This window comes from Pseudoxanthomonas sp. 97-1-1, assembly GCF_057773125.1.
The window spans coordinates 77,804-96,934 of the sequence record NZ_JBYMTJ010000003.1; the positions used below are offsets into that span (position 1 = coordinate 77,804).

Consider the following 19,131-nt stretch of genomic DNA (forward strand, 5'->3'; position numbering starts at 1 on the left):
ATCAGAGTCCTTGCGAGAGGGGAGGGAGCCACTGCGTGGCCCAGGCGGAGACGAACACGTCGTACTGGAACAGCTGCAGGACGGCGACAGCGACGGCGATCGCGCCAAAGCCTGTGCGCAGCAGGTCGGCATGGCGTTGCAGGAACGGCAGCCGTGCGCTGATCCAGCGACCGCCATAGGCGATCGAGAGCATCGGAACGCCAGCGCCCAGGGCATACAGCCCGAGCAGCGCGCTGGCCTTGGCCGGGGCCTGCGAACTGGCGGCCAGCGCGAGCACGGACGCCAGTACCGGGCCGGCGCAGGGTGTCCACGCCAGCCCCAGCGAAGCGCCGACGAGCAGCGCGCCGGGACGGCCGCCCACCTGCGGCAAGGCGCTGCCGTGTGGCCTTACCTGTCGCCACTGCGCTTGCGCCCACGTGACGGCGCGCTCGAACGGTGCCGGGCAGAAACAGGCCAGGCCGGCCAGTAACAGCACGAGGATGGAGCCGGTGCGGATGCTGGCCTGCAGCTCGCCCGACGATGCCGCCAGCACTCCCAGCAGGATGCCGCTGGCGGCGAATGTCGCGACGAAACCGGCGATGATCCAGGCGGGCGCGGTACGGTCGCGGCCCGCTCCCGTGGCGAGCACGATCGGCAATACAGGCAGGATGCAGGGCGACAGGATGGTGGCCATGCCGGCGAGCGTGGCCAGGACATAGTCGATCATGGGGACTTCCCTTCCTTTACAGCCGCGTGGCGTCGACGACCGCCTGCACGAATTCGGCGGGCGCTTCCTGCGGCGGGTTGTGGCCGATGCCCCCGGTGAACGTGCGGTGCTCGTACTTGCCGACGAAGCGGGTCGCGTAGGTATCCGGCTTCGGATGCGGTGCGCCATTCGCATCGCCTTCGATGGTGATCGTCGGCACACTGATGACCGGGGCCTGGGCCAGGCGCTGCTCCAGCGCGGCGTATTTCGCCTCGCCTTCGGCAAGGCTCAGGCGCCAGCGATAGTTGTGGATCACGATGGCCACGTGGTCCGGGTTGTCCAGCGCGACGGCGCTGCGGGCGAACGTCGCGTCGTCGAACTTCCACTGCGGCGAGGCCAGTTCCCAGATCTTCCTCGCGAAGTCTTGCGTGTACTGGCGGTAGCCCGCTTGCCCGCGTTCGGTCGCGAAGTAGAACTGGTACCACCACTGCAACTCGGCCGAAGGCGGGAGGGGCTTGCGGTTCGCTTCCTGGCTGCCGATCAGGTAGCCGCTTACCGAGACCAGCGCCTTGACCCGTTCCGGCCATACGGCTGCGACGATGTCCGCCGAGCGCGCACCCCAGTCGTAGCCTGCCAGCGTGGCACGCCGGATCTTCAATGCGTCCATCAGCGCGATCACGTCCGAAGCGAGCGCGGCGGGTTGTCCATTGCGCGGCGTATCCGGGGAAAGGAAGGTGGTGGTGCCGTATCCGCGCAGGTGCGGCACGATCACGCGATAGCCGCGCGCGGCCAACCGGGGCGCGACTTCGGCATAGCTGTTGATGTCGTACGGCCAACCGTGCAGAAGGATGACGGGCTCGCCCTTCGCGGGCCCGAGCTCCGCGTAGCCGATGCGCAGATCGCCTGCATCCACCTGTTTGTTGGCAACCAGCGCGGACGGCGGCGTCGACATGGGCGCTCGGGTCGGCGGCGCGGCGTGGGCGATGCCGCTCAGCAGCAGCCCCGATGCCAGAAGCCAGGGAAGCAGGCGCGTGACGCGACGGGAAAATGTAGGCAGCGAGGGGATGGACGTGGACATGGTGGATCCTCCAGGGAGTGGTCGAGGAAAGGGAGGGCGCTGCGCGCGTGGGTCAGATGGCGTAGCCGCCATCCATCGTCAGGCTGGCTCCGGTCATGTAGCCGGCGTCATCGCTGGCGAGATACGCGGCGAGCGATGCGACCTCTTCCGGACGACCCACGCGTCTCAGCGGATTGCGCCGGATCAGGTGTTCGAGAAAACCGGCCGTGATGTCGGTATCGATGGGACCGGGCTGGATGTTGTTGATCGTGATCCGGCGCGGCGCCAGGTCCAGCGCCAGTTCCCGCACCAGCGTGGCCACGGCGGACTTGGTCATCGCATAGACGCTGCTGCCCACCGACCCGCTGCGCTGCGCGGTGTTGCTGCCGATCGTGATGATGCGACCGCCATCGGCCATCTTCGTCGCGGCCGCCTGGATCGCCAGGAACACGCCGCGGACGTTCACCGCCAACATCCGGTCGAGCGTCTCAAGCGGAAACCGGTCCAGCGGACTGCCTTCGTAGATGCCGGCATTGACGACCGCTACCTGCAACGCGCCGAGCCGGGCCTCGGCATCAGCCACTGCCGCCGTGATCGCGTGATGGTCCGCAGCATCCGCTTGCAGGGCGATGGCTTGCCCGCCTTCCGCCTGGATCGCGGCCACGACTTCCGCCGCCTTGTCGGCACGCGCGGCGTAGGTCAGCGCGACGGCGTGGCCCTCGCGGGCCAGGCGGCGGGCAATGGCGGCACCAATGCCGCGGGAGCCGCCGAATACCAGTGCGACCTTGGGTGAAGAAGCGTCTGAAGCGTGCATATCGTGTCCCTCGGGTGGTGCCGGCGGGAGCTCCGCCGGCGATGGGTGCATTGCACGCCTTCCGCTTGTCCACCACGTGTCGCGCGGCCCGCCGATTTGTCACCCAAAGCCGCGAAAGATCCGGTTGATACATTCCGATACAAAGCCGGCGTCGCCGGGGCTCTGTCCGGCCACCCGCAGGCGCTACCATCCGTCGCGAAAGGCGGATCATCCCGTCGCCCTGGTCCCGGAGCCCCACGCATGTCGTCCCACACCGATCACATCCTCGTCGTCGACGACGATCGCGACATCCGCCAGATGGTCGGTGACTACCTGCGGCGCAATGGCCTGCGCGTCAGCCTGGCGGCGGACGGTCGCGAGATGCGGGCCACGCTGGATACCAGCGACGTCGACCTGGTCGTGCTGGATGTGATGATGCCCGGCGAAGACGGTCTCGCGCTGTGCAGGAACCTGCGTGCCGGCAAGCACCGCGCCGTGCCGGTCGTGCTGCTGACGGCGCGCGATGATGAAACGGACCGGATCATCGGGCTGGAGATGGGAGCGGATGACTACGTCACCAAACCGTTCTCATCGCGCGAGCTGCTCGCACGCATCAACGCCGTGATCCGGCGCGCGCGCATGTTGCCGCCGAATCTCCAGGTCTCCGAGGCCAGCCGGTGGATCCGCTTCGGCGATTGGCGACTGGACACCGCCGCACGGCACCTGCTGGACGGGCAGGGCACGGCATATCCGCTGAGCGGCGCGGAGTTCAGGCTCCTGCGCGTCTTCATCGACCATCCGCAGCGCGTGCTCAGCCGCGATCAGCTGCTGAACCTCACGCAGGGACGGGATGCCGAGGTCTTCGATCGCTCCATCGACCTGCTGGTCAGCCGGCTGAGGCAACGGCTGGGGGATGGTGCGCGCGAACAGACCTACATCAAGACGGTACGCAGTGAAGGCTACGTTTTCAGTCAGCCCGTGGTGCTGGAAAGCGGGGACGCATGACCCCTGACGCCTTCCGGTCGCCGCGCTGGCTACCGCGCACGCTGCGCGCGCGCTTGATCCTCATTCTCGGCGCGGGCCTGCTGCTCGCGCATGCGCTGTCGTTCGCGCTGCTGTTCGGAGAACGCATGGACGCCACGCGTTCGATGATGCTCAGGAACCTGTATGAAGACGTACCCGTCAGCGTGGCGCTGCTCGAACATCTCCCTGCCGACCAGCGTGCCGCATGGACGCCCCGCCTGGAGCGACGGACCTACCGTTATCTCCTGCGGCCCGCCCATGCCGGCGCGCCGCTGTCCACGGAGCGCTCCCGCCAGGTGACGGGACTGATCGACGATGCGCTGGACCAGCGTTACGCGCTGCGGCCGCGCGCCGTTTCCACCACGCCCGAGCGCTACGAGGTGGAGCTGACGCTGGGCGACGGGCAGCCGCTGACCATCGAGGTCACACCGGCGCCCATGCCGGTGGCGACATGGTTGCCCTGGGTGCTTGCCGCCCAGGTGGTGTTGCTGTTGCTGTGCGTGGGCGTTGCCGTGCGCCTGGCGACGCGTCCGCTCGCCAGGCTCGCCCGTGCCGCCGAACGCATGGATCCTGCAGGGAACAACGTTCCCCTTCCGCAGGACGGGCCCTGGGAAGTCGCGCAGGCGGCACAGGCGTTGAATGCGCTGCAGGCGCGCGTCACGGCGCACGTCACCGAACGGACGCAGATCCTGGCCGCCATCTCGCATGACCTGCAGACCCCGATCACCCGCATGCGGCTGCGCGTGGAAACCATGGAAGCCGGCAGCGCGCAGGACAAGCTCCTCGGTGATATCGACCAGGTGAGCCAGTTGGTCCGCGAGGGCCTGGACTATGCGCGCAGCGCGAGCGTGGCACTGGGGCCCGCGATCCGTCTCGACCTGACGGCGTTTCTGGAGAGCATCGCAGGCGACTACCAGGATGCGGGTCGCCCGGTGCACCTGCTGCACGGCACGCTCGCGTCACGCGATACGCACCCGCAGGTGCTGCGGCGTGTGTTGCAGAACCTGATCGACAACGCACTGAACCATGCCGGCAGTGCGGAGACGCAGCTGCGCGTCGATGACGAGGGGCGTGCCTGCATCGATGTGCTCGACCGTGGCCCTGGCATCCCTGCCGACCAGTTGGAGGCGGCGCTGAAGCCATTCCACAGGCTTGAGCCTTCGCGTGGCCGCTCCACGGGTGGGACGGGCCTGGGACTGGCCATCGCCCAGCAGCTCACGCAGGCGCTGGGCGGCACCTTGCGGCTTTCCCAGCGAGAGGGAGGCGGTCTGCGCGCAACCATCGTGCTGCCCGACAGCGCATCGCCGCCCATCCAACCCCGACATGGGTTGCCCCCTAAGTCAACCTGAAGCCGGGCCACACCGGCCTGCAGTCCCTTTATTTAAAGCGCAGAGTTAAGTTCACTCCGCTAGCGTGGCTTTGTGATGGGCAAGTGCGCGGCCACCGCCGATCCGTGCCCCACACTTGACCATGCTGCATGCGAACCCACGACGTACAGCGCCTCCTTGGCACGAGAAACCATGACGTTGAAGATGTTGGGCGAGCTTGCGGCCCAGCGACGTGCTCCGTGTTGTGCCGTCATGGGGGCGCCCAGTATCGCGATGACGGCCTCCGCCTCCTTGCCCTGGAACGTATGGATGGTTCCCACTCGGTCCTGCAGCCACTGCCTTGGATCGGCATCGAGGGACCTGAGCAGATCTGGTTCTGCTGCTATGCGCTTGCGCATCTCGAAAGCCACGACCCTGAAGGGAGTGATGACGTAGATGTCCGGCTGATGCACGCGCGCTGCGGCCAGTTGTCGCAACAAACCCACGACAAGCTCGCCTTCTTCGGGACACCATTTGCTTTCTGCAGAGCCGTCCACGTCATACCACCCAGATGGGCCAATCGCCGCACGCACGCGTCCACCCGGCGCCGGTCCGGCCGCATACACCATCTGTCTGTCGTAAGCGATCTGATTGGAGATATCGAACATGGGATTCTGGCAGCGTCGATGCACCAGCAGCGGTAGACCCACTTCCCTGACCGCCACATCGGCACCGAACACGGCCCTGAATCGGGAAGCGTGGTCAGACACTGTCTGTACCGAAGCCTCCGGTGCCAGCCACTCACCCGCGTCGATGCCGAAGTACTTTGCCACCTCCAGAGTAAGTCGATGCGGTAGTGATACTACTGGGGGAATCTGAAGCGGATCACCCACTACGATGGCTCGCTTGGCGCGCATCAGCAGGCCCACCGCCGATTGTGGCGTAGCTTGTCCTGCTTCATCGATCATGACCCAGCCAAGCGATTCCGGCGCCATGTCTCCTAGCATACGGGCAACCGAAGCGAAGGTGGTCGATACGACTGGGCACACAAGGAAGAGGGTAGCCCACAGGTCGGGAAGCAGCGCCTTCTTTTCTTTGTCCTGGAAAGCGCCGGTGTGCATTGCGCTCATCAGAACGCCGATGTTGTGGGATACCTTCTGTGCGGTTACATCGATGAACGCTTTCTGCAGCGCCAGAGCTGCAGAAAACAGGTTCTCCCGTTGTTCGTGCAGTGCCTTCGGGAGCCAGGGAGAGGCTAGATTCCAGCTTTCGTGGCTTTGCTTGAAGAAATCTTCATCGACCAGACTATCGCCCAGTTTCTGTCGTTGGGCCTCGATGGTGGATTCCAGTGCTGCGAGCTTTTTGGAGGAGGCCTCAAGCGTCTGCTTGCTGGACTGCAGGGCCGCGTTCGCCTCGCGCAATGCCTCGGTCGCTCGCTCATGGGCCTGGGTGGCTTCTGCCCTACGATCACGCGCAAAAGCTACGGCGGCCACCAGCGGAACATGTGCTTGATACCACTGCTGCATGCGCCGAGTGTTGAAAAGCCGGTGCCACCATGACGGACGGTCGACCAGCATCTTCTGTTCCTGGCGATGCGCGATCGCGTGGGCCTGGATTGCCCGCTCACAGTTGTCGGCCGTGCGATGGATAGTGAGTTCGCAATTGGCATGGACTTCGGCGGCGGCCATCTGCCGGCTCAGGGCTGCGTTCTTGGCCGAGCGGGCCGGTTCCAGCGCAAGGCAGGCCTGACGGACGGTCTCCAGCACGCCCAACTGCTGCGTGATGTCCTTGCGCAGGGTGCTGTAATGCTTGCGCGCCACCTGCCAGCTGGCTTTGGCTTGCTCAGGCGAGGGTGGAGCTTCGGCGCTGACCACGCGCGGCACCGTGCGCTTTATGACTTGGCCAGCTTGATCCTTCTCTTCGCGAACGACAGCATCACCCTTTGCTGCCTTTAGATAGAGGCGCAGGCTTCGATCATCGTCCCACCACAGCGCGCGCTGGAATGCAGCTCTGTTAAGTGCGTTGCCGAGCACGGCTGCGATCAGGCCCCAACTGGGTTCACCTTCTGCAGGTTGACCATCCTCATTCCGGCCAACCAGCAGGGCATCTGAAACCGTCCTGAAGTAGCTGATGTCCCTGCCGACGGCCTTCAGGGCTGGTAGCTCCTTGCTGACATTTTCCACCGCCTTGTTGTTGCTGGAGGCAACGACGACCTCATGGCCCTTGAGAGAGTCATCCAGGCTGTAAAGGTGGAGAAACGCCCGATCGCCCGCCGATATCTTCTGGCCGGTAGTCCTGAATGCCGTCAATGGATCGTCGAACTTGCACAATGCGTCCGCGCGATCCATGACGCACGCGGCGACAACGTCGCGCAGGAGGGTGGTCTTGCCGGTTCCAGGAGGGCCGTTGACGGCCACAATGCCGGATCCTTTGCCGGCCAACTCACTGCGCGCGGCATTGACGGCGGCTTGTTGCAACGTCACAAGGGGGTGCCCGCCCGGCGCGGGCCAGCGCGCAGGCGGCATCTTCTCGGGTGCGATCAAAGCCTCGATCAGATCATGGCGCTCCAGAAGGTTTGGACTGGGCGTGACGGTCTGCTGACCAATGAAACGCGCGAGCGCCTGCCCCGGCCTGCCTTGGGTCAGCAGTGTCGATGCACGCGTGAGGTCGGTTAGATAGAACGAATTGAGCAGCGCGACTTCGGGAGGGTTCTTCGACTTGTAATAGTGGTACACGCGCACAGCGAACTGTGGCGACTCATAGAGATCCGGCGGCAGTCCCAGTGTCTGGACCAGCCATTGGAATGCCTTGTTGATGGTGGCCAGGTCCAGCGGGGAGGAAGACTCTGAATCCCTGGCGCCGCCCAGTTGCTTGGTCAGTCCCTCCACCAGGTTCCGCTCGGCATCCGGCCAACTGCCGAGGCTGTCTAGATCGCCGGACAGCGCAATGGGCAGAGCCCAGCCGAAGCTCGATACCGCTACGGCATTGTCCTGTACCAGCATGCCCTGGCGGTCGATAAGTACCGCGGCCAGAGCCGCACGTTCTCGGGCCTTGCTGGTCGACTCCTCGTCCTGGCCGAAGGTCTTGATCAGCTCATTCGTAGCGCGATCCACGCGAATGCTGCCAAGGACAATCTGGTAATAGAGTTGATAGTTCGGTCGCGATCGCTCGCCAAGCTCCCAGGGCAGCGTGCCGGCATCAAGTGGCGCGACGTTGTATCTGTCTCCGTTGGCCAGATCGGCCGGTTCCCGATAGGTTTGCGGAGACAGTGCTTCCAGTGCCGTCCAAGCGGACAGGATGGCACCGGGTGAATTCGTTACCGGCGGTGCGGGACGTGCTGGCGCGCGCTGAATTGGCGGAACTGCTGTTGTGGTCTCGGGAGCCGCCGGTCGCTCGCTGGGCTGCTGGGGAGCTGGAAGGGGACGGGTCTTCTGCTCGGAAGTATCGCGCGGCGGTGCAGGTGCAGCGGCCGTCTCATGGGTTGCCATCGACACGCGCGCGAGCAGGGCGACAGCCCTGTCCGTCTTGCGATGACGAAGCTCAGCGATCAGGTCCCGGCAGATAGCCGGATCTGAAGCCGAAGCCTCAAAGATCGACTCCAGCTCCGCCACTCTCAGCTTCAGATAAGGTCGAACTTCAGTTGCCATCCTTAGTTTTCCACTTCCATGGGATCGAAAGAATTCTGGCCTACAAGCATTGAGCATGGCTAGCGGTCGCTATGCTCAATGCGCGGATCTGGCGAGTGCGCTGAGGGATCACGTCGCGTGGGGCGATCCAGGCACTATTGCGCCATGCCATTGCGTGATCACCTCCAGTGCGCCTTCCAGGTCGAGCTCGGCAGCCGCATAGCCCTTGACCAGTAGCTCGGGCTGCAGGAAATGATCGAACTTGTTGCGCTCCAAGCCCTCTTTTTCTGCCGCCAGAATCATCGTGTCGGCCGGAACACGCTGAAGGGCGGCCTCGAGCACGCGCGGCACGTCTACTTCAGACACGCCGTTGATTTCGACAAAAGGCCCAGCATTGACGGCCTCGATCTCTAGCCATTGAAACCACAGTGCGATCGTCACACCAACACGGTCGCCGGCCCAATGGGCCAGATGGACTGCATCGCCGGAGGCGATGAGAGGACTCTCGGCAAAGCCGAACAGGCTGTAGGCCTCCCGAGCATCCAACAACCCCTGTTGGGCCACCGCATCCAGGTAGACCGGTATTGAGGACTGCTCCAGAAGCTCACGCATCCGCTGGTGAACTATACCGTGCACTGCTAGACCGCCTCCACCAAAAGTAGGTGGCTTGCCGCCCTTGGCGGGTGCGAGCAGCACAACGCGAGCTTGTGTATCGACCTCCAGTATGCGCCAGCGCCGGCCGGCAAAAAGCATCAGATGTCCAGGCACCAGTGGTTCGATCACCGGTAGGGTGCCCAGCCGTTTGCCATTGCATAGCAGCTGGTACTCCTCAGGAGTGAAGAAGGTGGCATAGAAGCTGAAGTGCTCCATCAGCCGCTCACCGACCGCACCCGGCAACAGGCTTCCATCGTCGACCTGCTCGATGAGCTGGGCACTACCCAGGGAGCGCAACACGTCGGCGAACGTGGGCTGATCTATATTCGAGAAGGCCCCTCGTTGGCATAGCTCACGATACAACTCGGCGGCCGAGCAGCCACCACCGCTCTGGGAAATGAAGGACAGGATCTGTTGGACCAACGTCGACAGGTGCAGGTCGCCCTGCGTCGGCGGCTCGAATCGACCAGCCAGCATCAGCTCGATGGCGGCGATGGCCTGCAGCAAAGGCAGGCGCAGCCAGTCCACCGCATGGCTGCGCGAGGACAGTGCGGGCAGGACAACGTACTGCCGCAGGATCTGGGGCTGACCCGGACGGCGTCCGGAGCGGCCAATGCGCTGTTTGAGCGCCGCCACCGACGGGGCGGGGCCGATCTGGGCTATCGACACGACATCGCCCAGGTCCACGCCCATTTCCAGGGTGGAAGTACATACCGCCGTCGTAGGGAGCTTGCCATCGCGCAACCGCTCTTCCACGCTCAGGCGCAGCTCGCGCGAAAGCGCGCCGTGGTGCGGGAAAAACTCGTTGGGCAGCGCTTTGGCCTCTGCCCGTTCGCGCAACTGGTCCGCGACGATTTCCACCTGGGCCCGTGCGTTGGCGAAGACCAGGTGACTCTCGCCTCGCAGACGCTCGAACAGGTGGTTCGAGATTTCATTCAGGGCGGTCGTGTAACGGTCGGCCGGGGCCTGCTCGCTGTCTTCCAGCTCTTCAAACGTTTCGGGGGGCGCCGGAAGGGCCACATGTTCGTTAACCGGCTGCCGGGCGATCTGCGCCAGGAGTTGCTCTACCGCATGACCTGCGGCTTCCATCGTCGGGATCTGGTCGTCCTGTTGTTCCCTGTACTGCTGGATCGCACGTACCTGCAGCCGCACCTCGCCGCCATCGGATGCTGAGGTCAGCACTTGGCTGGGAAAGCCACCGCGTGGGCGCAGGAAGGCCCCTGCGCGCTCTGGCTCGCCCAGGGTTGCCGACAACGCAATTCGGGGCAGGGGATGAGGTACCAGGCGCTCGACCCGCTGGAGCAATGAGCGCAGCTGTGCGCCGCGCTCGCTGCCAAAGAACGCATGAAGCTCGTCCACCACCAGGTAGCGCAGTTCTCCGAGCAGCCCGCCGAACTGGGCGCCGCGGCGCATCAGCAGTGCTTCCAGGCTCTCCGGCGTGGTGATCAGGATATTGGCTGGGCGCTTCCAAAAACTGGCACGCCCGGCGGATACGTCGCCATGCCAAGGTTGCACACGCAGGTCAACTGCTTCGGCTATCGAGGTCAGGCGACGGGTCTGATCATTGATCAGGGCGCGCAGCGGGGAGACGCACAGGCAGCGCAGTCCAGGACCCTCGAACTGGGCAAGGTCCGACATGATCGGCAGGAAGGCAGCTTCGGTCTTACCGCCGGCCGTCGGCGCCGAAATGACGACATCGCTCTGCCGGCCCAATACCAAGGGAATGGCCTGTGCCTGGATCTGCCGCAGTGCCGGCCAACCCTGTTGCCACACCCAACGCTGGATGCCGGGATGTAGGAGCTCGAACGGATCCATCGCAGGCTCAGAGCCGGAACGATGAGAGCTCATCGTCAGGATCGGTAGCCCGTGCCTGGCCAGGGCTTGCGCCCTCGTCCTCGGTATCGCGATCTGTATTGGTCTCCAGACCGACCTCCAACTCCTCGATCAGATGGTTCCAGTCCAGATCAGCGTGTTGTTCCAGCACGCTCAACAGGTCCAGGAACGCACGTACCGTATTGCGCGGGGTCTGGAAGTACGCCGCGCCGATACGCTGGTTGCAGTGGGTCAGGAACGCCGGCAAGGCGGCATCGGGCAGGGCGTACTGGGCAGCATCCCCGCTGGCATGCAGATGCCGCAGCTTGGTCAGCAGCACGTAGAGGTCTTCCGGTGTCAGGTTGGCCAGCCGGATCACCGGGCCACCGAAATCCTGTAGCCCCTGCTGTGCGGCAAAGGCATTCTCAGACAGCCGGGACTGCAGGGCTTGATAGCTGTATAGGCCGCGACGGGCGTCCAACAGGGTCTCCGGCGTACCGCCAAAGACGAACCCCACGCCCTCACTGCTGCCCTGCAGCGTGTCGTTGAGGATGCGTAGGATCTGCTCATAGTTAGTATTGCGGGCGGTGGCGTGGGGCAACTTATAGAGGTTTACCAGCTCATCCAGGCAGACGAGCAGGCCGCCATAGCCGGCCAGTCGGATGAACCGGGCAAGCAGCTTGATTCCGTCGTAGACCTGATCGTCTTCGATGATGGTGCGCACACCTAGGGCCTGGCGCGCATCGGTTTTGGTGTTGAACTCTCCGCGCAGCCATCGGACCGCATCGGCCTTGAGCTGCTCGTTGCCTTGATCGTGACCGCGCCAGTAGCACTCAATGACCTGGGCGAAATCGTAGCCACCTACCAACTCGGTCAGCGACTGAAGACGCTGCTGGATGACCGATTCCACCGACTCGCCGGTGCTCTTGGACTGCTGCAGTGCCGTGGTAATGAAACGCTCCACGACGCTGGCCATTGCGCCGCCTTCAGGCTTGGTCCGCGTGGCGATGTTGCGGGTGAGTTCGCTGTACAGGGACCGGGCCTGGCCGCCACTGCCGTACAAGCGGCGATCGGGGTTCAGGTCCGCGGTCATGGTGATCAATCCCTTCTCAAGGGCCACGGCGCGTATCAGGCTCAGGAAGAAGGTCTTGCCCGCGCCAAAGTCACCGATTACAAAGCGAATTGCACTGCCCGCAGCATTGATGCGATCGATATCCTTGATCAACGCCTCGACTTCGCGAGCGCGACCAACCTGGATGTATTGCAGGCCGCGGCGCGGCACTACGCCGGCGCGTAGTGCCTGAAGTACGGCATCGCGGTCGCGGGGTGGGATTCGGGCGGCGGTTGTCATGGGCTTGGCTTCTTCTCATCGGTCAGGATTTGCACGATTTGCTCGCGCGCATAGTCGTTCAGGTACATCGGATCGTCTCCGTCCAACAGTGGCTCGCCTGCGACCGAGAAGGCAGCTTCGTTGAGCATCTCCGCAGCGCCGTCGGGCAACAGATCCAAGCTCTCGCAGGCAGCTTCGAAGTCACTTCTGGACCATTGGTCTTCGGGCGCGTCCAACAAGCGCTGCAGAAGCGCCATGTGTTCTGCGTCCAGGCCCGGGATCGACAGCTCCTGCGGCTGGGACGGGGTAGGCGCAGGACTTGCTGTATGAGCCACCGGCGTTGTGGGCGACGGTCCACTCGCGGCCGCCGATGTTTCAGCTTCATTGAAGATCTGCGCCAGCACCGACTGCACTCGGCCGGTTTCGGCCAGCTTCTGGGCAATCACATCGGCATTGAGCGTAGCGCCTGTGCTGGCCTTGGGACGACCGCCGACGCTGGCATGATGGAGATCAGCTGGCACCCGAGAAGGATCCAGCTCCAGTGCCCGGTAGAAGCGCTCGATCACACGCACCTCGGCAGGGGTGACATGACCATCAGCAGCCGCGATCTCCAGGAGCACGCCCGCGAAAGCTTCGCGCTCGGATGCCGGTAGCAGACGCACCCGATTCTCAAGACGCGCCAACGTGATGGGGTTGAGCTGCAGCCACCGCAGATGGGCCTCGATGCGTCGTCGTTCACTCTCCGGCAGCGCGAACTGACGCTCGATGGCCGCTACCGCCACATCAAGTTCGGACTGAATGATCTCGCTGCCCTGTCCGGCCACGGCCACGGCTGCTTGAAGCATCAATAGTGCGGCCGCGTAGGCTGCACTGGGGGTGCGCGCAGCATGTTCCGGCAGGCGGAACAACATCACTTGTCCTTCGAGCGCGGGTGGATGCCCGTGAAATCGCACATCCGGCTCCATAGCAAAACCCAAGGCTTCCAACGCTTGGATGAGGGACGTCGCTTCCCGCTTACCCAGCCGCTCGGATACGTCCATGCCGCAACCAGCGATCAGTCGCGAAGTGGCGAGGGAGGCAACCGGTTGATCTGCCAGTAAGCCGTCCAGTTCTGAAGCCAAGGCGCGGAACGTGGCGGGAACCTGGCTGCCACGTAGTGCATGGGGCATGGCCGCCAGTTCGGCCATCGGCGTGCCGTTCTTGCTACGCCGTACCCGGCGCAGGGCCTCCAATTCACCCATGGCCTGTTGAACGAGCGCGACGAGAGGACGGATCGGGGCTTGGCTACGGGTGATATCGGGCAGGTCGGTCTGGATTGTCTCTGTCCCCAGTTCTGGACCTGCCCAGCGATAACTTAGGGTGAGTCTGGAGCGTCCAGGCTTGATGACCAGCCCCTCACCGAAGCGCTGGGCATACAGTTGGCAAAAGCGGGTTTTGATTTCCGGCCGAACCACATCCCACGTAGTGGACCGTGCCTCATCGGTTAATGCTTGAGCCCAAGCGAAAGCAAGATCCGCACTCAATGCTTCGTGGCGGGCGACCATTCGGGCTGCTTTGATGTGCTGGGTCAGGCTCCAGCCGCTATTCGGGTAGGTGACCTCATCCGGCACCCCCAACTTGAAGCGTCCCAGTGTCAAGAGTCTTTGGCTGTAGGGGCCGAAGGAGCTGTGACTGCCATAGTGCTGTTGCAGCCGCGCCACTTCGTCCAAGATTCGCAGGCCCTCTGCTCTACCATCTTCGCCGGCGGCTAGTCCACGCAGCAAACGATACTCCAGACCATAGAAGTACAAGAACACGTAGCCGATACCGACGGTAGCTGCTCGGCGCTCTGAGTTCAGAAATGCTAGGAAGGTACCGCGCTCGCGATCATTGAGTCCGGCGTACCTTGGCCAGTAACCCAATCCTTCGCCTCGCCAATCTGCCTGTCCCGAGAAGGGTAGGGTCGGATCAATCGCGGCCAAGCGGCTGTCTTGATAGCTTCGCGGTGTACCGAGGTAGAAGCCGCCGCCAGCAATTTCTTGCCCGCGAATGGAGATCGTCTCGCCAAAAGGTACCCAGCGTGGCGGCGCCGGCTGCCGGATGGGGCTGGCCAGATCGACCAGTGCACGCAACGGTGAGGTCGTGCGGACCGGGACGGGATCTTGCACAGGAACAGGACGGCTGGAAGGAACTGCGGCTGGAGCGACAGGGTTCGTGACCCGGCTTCTGATCGGTGGCGGCTCAACTGTTCTTGAGGGCAGGGGAGGAGGGGAAGGTGCCTGCGCCACCGGCGGAACAAAGCCGGCTGGCTCCAACGCCTTTCGGGCGCCTTCGTCCGGCTTGGGCGCGGGCGAAGGTCTTACTGATTCCTCCGACACGATGCGGACATCTGGAAACTTCGCTCGCAGCTTCTCGGCGCGTTGGCGATTTTCGCTGGCAACATGATCTCGTTCAATCTCCCAGGGTGTTTGCTGCAAGCTCACGCTGGGTGCAGCATCCAGCGCTGGATCGTCAACGGCGGGCGACTGTGCGAATTCTGCTACAGGAGGCTGAGTCGTCCGGGACTTGTGATTTGCTTCACTCGCGGCAATCTTGGCGCGCAGTTCGTCTGTGCGCACACGGTTGGCTGCGGCCACCGCGTTCCGATTGTCAGCCCAATCACCAAGCGGAGGAGTCGTCCGGACTGGGGCCGGTTCGCGCGCACCGGCCGTGGCTTGCGGCTTGAGCGGTGGCGGCGTGATCGCGGGCGTTGAGGGTAAGGGAGGAGGAGCAGAGACCTTCGGGACGGGGGCGGGCCCACCCGCGCGGCGTGTTGCCGGGGGGTTACTTCCCGATGACTCCCCAAGGATTTCCGCTAGGGTCTTACCCGTGTCCTCCGGCGGAGGGGGCAGCACCGAGGTCTGTTGGGTAGACTGCCAGTTGCGAAACAGGCGCCAGCCCACCCAACCGAGGAGGGCCACTACAGCAGCCCAGAAGAGCGCGATCCAGACCTCTTTGGGGATCAATAAAAGGATCACCAAGGCGCCCAGCAACAACGCGCCTATACCGCCCCCGTTCCCCTTGCGACGCCCCATCATCGGCTCCTGCTATCCCTTAGCCGGAAATCTCCCCCTTATTACTTTACACCCGGCTCGCCTTGGTTGGGTTGGACAACGAAACTAGCCCTGGCATCCCAGAAGCCGCAGGAGACTGGAAATCTGTCCCGCGCCGACATGTCGGCAAGGCGTGTTGGGTGCGCGCCTTGAAAAAAGGGATTAAAAGGAATTTCAAACCTATATCACTGCGGTGAACCCAGTGCGTACTGGCTTCGCGTCTAGCACTCCGCAACGAAGTGCTCACCAGAGACGTTCGCAATGATGAAAAACAAGGTCGAGCTGATCTACTGCATCATGGTCGTAGCCACGGCCGTGTTGGCCGGCATCGTCAAATGCACGGCGGCAGCCACCTGCGGCAACTGCGGTGATTTCCTCGATCCCTGATCCATTCCCTTCTACTGGCATCCCTCACAAGGCCCGGCTCGTCCGGGCCTTGTGTGTTTATGCCGTCCACTTACAAGGAAACGACAATGCACTTGGTTGAAACCATGGCTTACGTCGGCCAGAAACCCTGGCACGGCGTAGGCAACAAGCTCGCCCGGCATCAGCCGATCGAGGTCTGGAAGCAGCAAGCCGGCATGGACTGGCAGATCGAAGAATCCGAGGTCCGGTATGTCACCGGCAGCCACAACATCGGAACCATCAATGCCTTCCCCCAGAACAAGGTCCTGTACCGCTCCGACACCAAGAAGCCGCTGGCCGTGGTCTCCAAGCGGTTCCGGGTCGTCCAGCCGGGCGAGATTCTGGAGTTCTACCGGGACCTGACCGCCACCAACGGCTTAGAGCTGGAGACGGCCGGGGTTCTGCGGGAAGGTCGAAAGTTCTGGGCACTGGCCCGTACTGGGCAGAGCGCCACGCTTCGTGGCCGGGACCGGGTGAATGGCTACCTGCTATTGGCCACCGCCTGCGACGGAACGCTGGCCACCACCGCCCAGTTCACCTCGGTTCGAGTGGTCTGCAACAACACGTTGGCGATTGCCGTGGGCCAAGGGGAGGGTGCCATCAAGGTGCCGCACCGCAGCCAGTTCGATCCGGAGCGGGTCAAGCGCCAGCTTGGGATCACCGTCTCGGTCTGGGACGGCTTCGTTGAGCGGATGAAGGCACTGTGCGAACGGCCTGTAGATCCGGATTCGGCCGAGGCCCTGCTTCGTCGCATCCTGACGTACGCCGTTCCCAATGCCGCCCCCGTGGTCAACGAGCATGCGGTAGCCAACGTGCGCGCGCTGATCGAGGGAGGAGGCCGGGGATCTCAGCTGGCATCCAGCCGGGGCACGGCGTGGGGGCTGCTAAACGGCATCACCGAGTACGTCGACCACCATCGGCGGGCCCGGAGCGATGACCATCGCCGGGATGCGGCCTGGTTCGGGGAAGGTGCCCGGATCAAACAGCGCGCGTGGGAGGAGGTGACGAGGTGGGCGGCATGACGGCGGCTAGAGCAGCAACAAGCTCACTCACCGATGCCGGAATGGGCCTGCCGGAGGAAGCCAGCCGAAGGCGGGAGGACCGGGCAATTGCACGTGCGTTGCGGATTCTCGAACGACGGGCCGGGAGTCCCGGCCAATCGTTCGGGGAAGTATCCGCGTGCGAATCGTTTTTCCGGTTGCGACTGGGCGGCGAGATAAGGGAGCACTTCGAGGTAGCGTTCCTCGATAGCCGCCACCGCCTCATCGCTGTGGAGCGCATGTTCTCCGGTTCGGTGGACGGAGCACAGGTGTATTCGCGCGTGGTGGTCCAGCGCGCGCTGGCGCTGAATGCGGCGGCCGTCGTGCTGGCCCACAACCACCCCAGTGGTCACGCCGAACCCTCAGCGGCAGACCGGGCAGTCACGGCCCAGCTCAAGAGTGCCTTGGGCATGGTGGAGGTTCGACTGCTGGACCACTTCGTGGTAACGGCTGATAGAGCGGTCTCGATGGCGGCCCGGGGGTGGATCTAGCGTCGAGATCCGCTCGGTGCGCAGCATAGAGCCCGGCTTCAGGGCCGGGCTCATCTTCAGAGAAGCTCTTCCGCTTGGGCCAGCATTTGAGATGGACTTGTTCTCAAGACAGCGGCGAGCTTGAAAAGCGTCTTTATGCTTGCTGAGTTGAGGCCGCGCTCGAGGAGCGAGATGTAGTTGCGCTGGAGGTCAGCTTCCAATGCCAACTGCTCCTGAGACAGCCCTACCCGCTTGCGAAGCGCTCGCAAGACTTTGCCCAGTGCGACCTCTGGCTCCAACCCGGCTCTCCCGAAAGGGGGAGACAACCGTAGGTGGCTGGCGCTAGCCGGTCTTCACAATATATTGGTAATCTTTGAGAGTCAACGAATCAGGGGAATGACATGAAAAAAGCAATATTTGCTGGTCTGTCGCTGGCATCCGCCCTCTTGACCGGGTGTGCAGGAGGCACGCCAGACTGCGGTGACGCGGACACGCTTTCCATCCTCGATCAAGCCATCGAGACAGAAGTGGAGAAGTACGCCCCTCAGACCCAGCGGGGAACGCCTGAGGAGTTCATGGGGATCCTGGACACCTACGAGATCTCCAACATCCGCACGCAGGCCTACGACGAAGACGTCGACAGCTATCAATGCGATGCCCGCGTCACCTACACCTACCACGATCTCGAGCGATCCGTGGACTTCACTTATCGGGTCGACACCGATCAGGCCGACGGCGAGGTCTTGGTTGAGTACCAGACCAAGATGCTCAACCCGATCCTCGGCTATGCCATGGGCTTCTGACACAGCCCCTTCACCTTTCACACTTCAAAGGAGTAGCAAACACATGGGCGTTTTCATCTACAGCCTTGCGCTGGTCTTCTTCATCATCCCCGTAAGTCTGCGGGCCTATCTGAGCCTCAAGAACGGCCGCTTCCCGCTCCCGTACTTCCAGAACAACGTGGTGGTCAACCGGATCAAACTGCGCAAGGCCATTGGCATCCTTTCGCCGATCCTCTTCTGGGGGCTGCACGTCTTCCTCTTCTTCTGGACCCTTGCTATCGAGGCTTGGTTGTCGGCATTGGCCATCCTGGCGTACATGGTGATCAGTCCACTGCTGTCCGGCCAGATCAAGGCTCGCCAGATCCAGGTCATACAGGAAAAGGTCGCCCCCAACCTGCCGAGCGGGGATCAGGGCTGATGCGAACGAGGGGGATCGGCCTCCTTCAGAGGCTCTGCATTACTTCGGCTCTCCTCGTGCTTACGGGCTGTGAGCAACTGTCGGCAAGCCTGGGAGTGCCGATTAAGGAGCAGCGGGAAAGTCCGTCCACGGAGCAAACGGTCATCATCGGCGAACCGGTGGCGCCTGCCATATCCGCGGTGACTAAGGAGGCCGCCAACCCTGCTCAGGCAGCGCCTAGGGTGGTGGTGTCAGCGGGTGTAGGACCTCAGGTTGAGGTTCCTGCTGGGTTTCCTCCTGACGGACCTGAGTACCAGGCTCATCTACTGGAGGTGAAGGCCGCTACCCAGAGCGGTAGTCCTGGGCGCTTGGTTGGCGTACCCACGAAGGTGAGCGCCAATGGCTACCCGATCTATCCGGCAAGCTGTCTCTTCTACCCAGAACACGCCGAGTGCGAACTGGCTGATGGAGAGGTAGTGGATGAGGCCTATCTGAAGGCGCACACCACTGTGATCAGGAACGTCGATGTCCTGCATGGAGGCATGACGTGTGGGATCGTCTGCATCGACCAGCAAGGCAACGTATTGGGGCACGTCTCTCAAACGATGCAGGCATGGCGGGAGCGGAACTGCCAGTGGGTGGAGTACGGAATGGCCAACTGCTAGGTGTGATCAAAGGG

The 19,131-nt window shown here is 63.4% G+C and carries 16 protein-coding genes; 8 read left to right on the forward strand and 8 right to left on the reverse strand.

What is annotated here, in order from left to right; all coding sequences use genetic code 11:
• Nucleotide 1 precedes the first annotated feature (1 nt).
• Genes AC3DET_RS12230 through AC3DET_RS12240 form a run of 3 tightly spaced genes read right to left on the reverse strand, consistent with a single transcriptional unit; the run spans nt 2 to nt 2,556 of the window.
• Nucleotides 2-706, reverse strand: coding sequence for a cytochrome c biogenesis CcdA family protein (locus AC3DET_RS12230; protein WP_488391785.1), 705 nt, complete (start codon nt 704-706; stop codon nt 2-4).
• A gap of 16 nt (nt 707-722) precedes the next feature.
• The gene (locus tag AC3DET_RS12235) at nt 723-1,763 is read right to left on the reverse strand and encodes an alpha/beta fold hydrolase (protein ID WP_488391786.1); all 1,041 of its coding nucleotides are present in this window, start codon (nt 1,761-1,763) and stop codon (nt 723-725) included.
• A 52-nt stretch (nt 1,764-1,815) separates the two neighbouring features.
• Nucleotides 1,816-2,556 carry an SDR family NAD(P)-dependent oxidoreductase gene (locus AC3DET_RS12240; RefSeq protein ID WP_488391787.1) on the reverse strand — a complete coding sequence of 247 codons (741 nt, stop codon included), beginning with the start codon at nt 2,554-2,556 and terminating at the stop codon, nt 1,816-1,818.
• A gap of 240 nt (nt 2,557-2,796) precedes the next feature.
• Between AC3DET_RS12240 and AC3DET_RS12245 the strand changes: the two genes are divergently transcribed.
• Nucleotides 2,797-3,540, forward strand: a complete 744-nt coding sequence (locus AC3DET_RS12245; RefSeq protein WP_488391788.1) for a response regulator — start codon at nt 2,797-2,799, stop codon at nt 3,538-3,540.
• Nucleotides 3,537-4,907 (forward strand): sensor histidine kinase, encoded by a 1,371-nt coding sequence (locus AC3DET_RS12250; RefSeq protein ID WP_488391789.1) that lies wholly within the window; start codon nt 3,537-3,539, stop codon nt 4,905-4,907. Before AC3DET_RS12245 ends, AC3DET_RS12250 begins: the two co-directional genes overlap by 4 nt.
• A gap of 59 nt (nt 4,908-4,966) precedes the next feature.
• On the opposite strand, the gene AC3DET_RS12255 is transcribed toward AC3DET_RS12250, so the two are convergent.
• The 4 genes from AC3DET_RS12255 to AC3DET_RS12270 form a co-directional block, all read right to left on the reverse strand.
• A complete protein-coding gene (locus AC3DET_RS12255; protein WP_488391790.1) occupies nt 4,967-8,512 on the reverse strand; it encodes a DEAD/DEAH box helicase in 3,546 nt (1,181 codons plus the stop codon).
• A gap of 108 nt (nt 8,513-8,620) precedes the next feature.
• Entirely contained in the window at nt 8,621-10,960 is a 2,340-nt protein-coding gene (locus AC3DET_RS12260; protein WP_488391791.1) for a DEAD/DEAH box helicase, read from the reverse strand.
• A gap of 7 nt (nt 10,961-10,967) precedes the next feature.
• Nucleotides 10,968-12,308, reverse strand: a complete 1,341-nt coding sequence (locus tag AC3DET_RS12265; protein ID WP_488391792.1) for an ATP-binding protein — start codon at nt 12,306-12,308, stop codon at nt 10,968-10,970.
• The gene (locus AC3DET_RS12270; protein WP_488391793.1) at nt 12,305-14,902 is read right to left on the reverse strand and encodes a tellurite resistance TerB family protein; all 2,598 of its coding nucleotides are present in this window, start codon (nt 14,900-14,902) and stop codon (nt 12,305-12,307) included. Before AC3DET_RS12270 ends, AC3DET_RS12265 begins: the two co-directional genes overlap by 4 nt.
• 720 nt (nt 14,903-15,622) lie before the next feature.
• Between AC3DET_RS12270 and AC3DET_RS12275 the strand changes: the two genes are divergently transcribed.
• The 3 genes from AC3DET_RS12275 (at nt 15,623) to AC3DET_RS12285 (ending at nt 17,294) form a co-directional block, all read left to right on the forward strand.
• Nucleotides 15,623-15,745 (forward strand): hypothetical protein, encoded by a 123-nt coding sequence (locus AC3DET_RS12275; protein ID WP_488391794.1) that lies wholly within the window; start codon nt 15,623-15,625, stop codon nt 15,743-15,745.
• Between the two features lie 86 nt (nt 15,746-15,831).
• Nucleotides 15,832-16,785: a DUF932 domain-containing protein gene (locus tag AC3DET_RS12280; RefSeq protein ID WP_488391795.1), complete on the forward strand. Its 954-nt coding sequence runs from the start codon at nt 15,832-15,834 to the stop codon at nt 16,783-16,785.
• Nucleotides 16,786-16,826: 41 nt separating this feature from the next.
• A complete protein-coding gene (locus tag AC3DET_RS12285; RefSeq protein ID WP_488391796.1) occupies nt 16,827-17,294 on the forward strand; it encodes a JAB domain-containing protein in 468 nt (155 codons plus the stop codon).
• A gap of 56 nt (nt 17,295-17,350) precedes the next feature.
• On the opposite strand, the gene AC3DET_RS12290 is transcribed toward AC3DET_RS12285, so the two are convergent.
• Nucleotides 17,351-17,599: a helix-turn-helix domain-containing protein gene (locus tag AC3DET_RS12290; protein WP_488391797.1), complete on the reverse strand. Its 249-nt coding sequence runs from the start codon at nt 17,597-17,599 to the stop codon at nt 17,351-17,353.
• Between the two features lie 75 nt (nt 17,600-17,674).
• Here AC3DET_RS12290 and AC3DET_RS12295 point away from each other — a divergent pair, with 75 nt between their 5' ends.
• The 3 genes from AC3DET_RS12295 to AC3DET_RS12305 are packed head-to-tail and all read left to right on the forward strand — an operon-like array spanning nt 17,675 to nt 19,117.
• On the forward strand, nt 17,675-18,076 hold the full coding sequence (locus AC3DET_RS12295; RefSeq protein WP_488391798.1) for a hypothetical protein: 402 nt from the start codon (nt 17,675-17,677) through the stop codon (nt 18,074-18,076).
• A gap of 43 nt (nt 18,077-18,119) precedes the next feature.
• Nucleotides 18,120-18,473: a hypothetical protein gene (locus AC3DET_RS12300; protein ID WP_488391799.1), complete on the forward strand. Its 354-nt coding sequence runs from the start codon at nt 18,120-18,122 to the stop codon at nt 18,471-18,473.
• A complete protein-coding gene (locus AC3DET_RS12305) occupies nt 18,473-19,117 on the forward strand; it encodes a hypothetical protein (RefSeq protein WP_488391800.1) in 645 nt (214 codons plus the stop codon). Before AC3DET_RS12300 ends, AC3DET_RS12305 begins: the two co-directional genes overlap by 1 nt.
• The last annotated feature ends 14 nt before the right edge of the window (nt 19,118-19,131 follow it).

Excerpts from the sequence above, each read along its gene's own strand:
- AC3DET_RS12230 (WP_488391785.1), bottom strand. The coding sequence starts at position 706 with ATGATCGACTATGTCCTGGCCACGCTCGCCGGCATGGCCACCATCCTG.
- AC3DET_RS12235 (WP_488391786.1), bottom strand. The coding sequence starts at position 1,763 with ATGTCCACGTCCATCCCCTCGCTGCCTACATTTTCCCGTCGCGTCACG.
- AC3DET_RS12240 (WP_488391787.1), bottom strand. The coding sequence starts at position 2,556 with ATGCACGCTTCAGACGCTTCTTCACCCAAGGTCGCACTGGTATTCGGC.
- AC3DET_RS12245 (WP_488391788.1), top strand. The coding sequence starts at position 2,797 with ATGTCGTCCCACACCGATCACATCCTCGTCGTCGACGACGATCGCGAC.
- AC3DET_RS12250 (WP_488391789.1), top strand. The coding sequence starts at position 3,537 with ATGACCCCTGACGCCTTCCGGTCGCCGCGCTGGCTACCGCGCACGCTG.
- AC3DET_RS12255 (WP_488391790.1), bottom strand. The coding sequence starts at position 8,512 with ATGGCAACTGAAGTTCGACCTTATCTGAAGCTGAGAGTGGCGGAGCTG.
- AC3DET_RS12260 (WP_488391791.1), bottom strand. The coding sequence starts at position 10,960 with ATGGATCCGTTCGAGCTCCTACATCCCGGCATCCAGCGTTGGGTGTGG.
- AC3DET_RS12265 (WP_488391792.1), bottom strand. The coding sequence starts at position 12,308 with ATGACAACCGCCGCCCGAATCCCACCCCGCGACCGCGATGCCGTACTT.
- AC3DET_RS12275 (WP_488391794.1), top strand. The coding sequence starts at position 15,623 with ATGAAAAACAAGGTCGAGCTGATCTACTGCATCATGGTCGTAGCCACG.
- AC3DET_RS12280 (WP_488391795.1), top strand. The coding sequence starts at position 15,832 with ATGCACTTGGTTGAAACCATGGCTTACGTCGGCCAGAAACCCTGGCAC.
- AC3DET_RS12285 (WP_488391796.1), top strand. The coding sequence starts at position 16,827 with ATGGGCCTGCCGGAGGAAGCCAGCCGAAGGCGGGAGGACCGGGCAATT.
- AC3DET_RS12295 (WP_488391798.1), top strand. The coding sequence starts at position 17,675 with ATGAAAAAAGCAATATTTGCTGGTCTGTCGCTGGCATCCGCCCTCTTG.
- AC3DET_RS12300 (WP_488391799.1), top strand. The coding sequence starts at position 18,120 with ATGGGCGTTTTCATCTACAGCCTTGCGCTGGTCTTCTTCATCATCCCC.
- AC3DET_RS12305 (WP_488391800.1), top strand. The coding sequence starts at position 18,473 with ATGCGAACGAGGGGGATCGGCCTCCTTCAGAGGCTCTGCATTACTTCG.